This is a genomic window from Cellulosimicrobium marinum, assembly GCF_020551945.1.
Classification (GTDB): domain Bacteria; phylum Actinomycetota; class Actinomycetes; order Actinomycetales; family Cellulomonadaceae; genus Cellulosimicrobium; species Cellulosimicrobium marinum.
This window is the reverse complement of sequence record NZ_JAJBZH010000012.1, coordinates 1-1933: the sequence shown is the minus strand read 5'-3', so window position 1 is coordinate 1933 and position 1933 is coordinate 1. Positions and strand designations below refer to the sequence as shown.

At 57.8% G+C, this 1933-nt stretch carries 1 rRNA gene; it reads right to left on the bottom strand.

Going from position 1 to position 1933, the window contains the following annotated elements:
• Nucleotides 1–161: 161 nt before the first annotated feature.
• Nucleotides 162–1682: ribosomal RNA gene (locus LGQ04_RS17185) — 16S ribosomal RNA — on the bottom strand.
• Nucleotides 1683–1933: the final 251 nt, after the last annotated feature.

Here is a 1933-nt window from a genome sequence, read left to right as displayed (position 1 = left end):
GGGGCCGGCAGCAGGAACGGCGCAGGTACTGACACCAGCGGACGAACCGACGCTCTTCGTCAATGTTCCACCCATGAGCAACCACCCCCACACGCGTTCGGCGTGGGCCGTGGCCACCACACACCCACCCCCAAGGGTCGGCGTGCGTTGAAGCTCCTTAGAAAGGAGGTGATCCAGCCGCACCTTCCGGTACGGCTACCTTGTTACGACTTAGTCCCAATCGCCAGTCCCACCTTCGACCACTCCCCCCACAAGGGTTGGGCCATGGGCTTCGGGTGTTACCGACTTTCGTGACTTGACGGGCGGTGTGTACAAGGCCCGGGAACGTATTCACCGCAGCGTTGCTGATCTGCGATTACTAGCGACTCCGACTTCATGGGGTCGAGTTGCAGACCCCAATCCGAACTGAGACCGGCTTTTTGGGATTCGCTCCACCTTACGGTATCGCAGCCCTTTGTACCGGCCATTGTAGCATGCGTGAAGCCCAAGACATAAGGGGCATGATGATTTGACGTCATCCCCACCTTCCTCCGAGTTGACCCCGGCAGTCTCCCATGAGTCCCCGGCATAACCCGCTGGCAACATGGGACGAGGGTTGCGCTCGTTGCGGGACTTAACCCAACATCTCACGACACGAGCTGACGACAACCATGCACCACCTGTGCACGAGTGTCCAAAGAGACCACCATCTCTGGCGGCTTCCCGTGCATGTCAAGCCTTGGTAAGGTTCTTCGCGTTGCATCGAATTAATCCGCATGCTCCGCCGCTTGTGCGGGCCCCCGTCAATTCCTTTGAGTTTTAGCCTTGCGGCCGTACTCCCCAGGCGGGGCACTTAATGCGTTTGCTGCGGCACGGAACTCGTGGAATGAGCCCCACACCTAGTGCCCAACGTTTACGGCATGGACTACCAGGGTATCTAATCCTGTTCGCTCCCCATGCTTTCGCTCCTCAGCGTCAGTTGCGGCCCAGAGACCTGCCTTCGCCATCGGTGTTCCTCCTGATATCTGCGCATTCCACCGCTACACCAGGAATTCCAGTCTCCCCTACCGCACTCTAGTCTGCCCGTACCCGATGCAAGCTCGAGGTTGAGCCTCGAGTTTTCACACCAGACGCGACAAACCGCCTACGAGCTCTTTACGCCCAATAATTCCGGACAACGCTTGCGCCCTACGTATTACCGCGGCTGCTGGCACGTAGTTAGCCGGCGCTTCTTCTGCAGGTACCGTCACTTGCGCTTCTTCCCTGCTGAAAGAGGTTTACAACCCGAAGGCCGTCATCCCTCACGCGGCGTCGCTGCATCAGGCTTTCGCCCATTGTGCAATATTCCCCACTGCTGCCTCCCGTAGGAGTCTGGGCCGTGTCTCAGTCCCAGTGTGGCCGGTCGCCCTCTCAGGCCGGCTACCCGTCGTCGCCTTGGTAGGCCATCACCCCACCAACAAGCTGATAGGCCGCGAGCCCATCCCTGACCGAAAAACTTTCCAACCACCCCCATGCGAGGACGGCTCATATCCGGTATTAGACGCCGTTTCCAGCGCTTATCCCGAAGTCAGGGGCAGGTTACTCACGTGTTACTCACCCGTTCGCCACTAATCCACCCAGCAAGCTGGGCATCATCGTTCGACTTGCATGTGTTAAGCACGCCGCCAGCGTTCGTCCTGAGCCAGGATCAAACTCTCCGTAAATGAACAACGCCCACCACCAGGCACACCCAGCAGTGAACAATCCATACGAAGCGAACCCCAAAGGGTTCACAAAACTGGCCAAACGAAAAACAATCTGACGATCATTCTCCGAAATCAACCAAAGGAATCCCCAGACACAACCAACCACCCCACCCAGACGAGCGAAGAACAGCCAGCCATGCCCACGAGGACAAAAATTTGGCATTGACTAACAAGCACACTGTTGAGTTCTCAAACAACCGACACACACC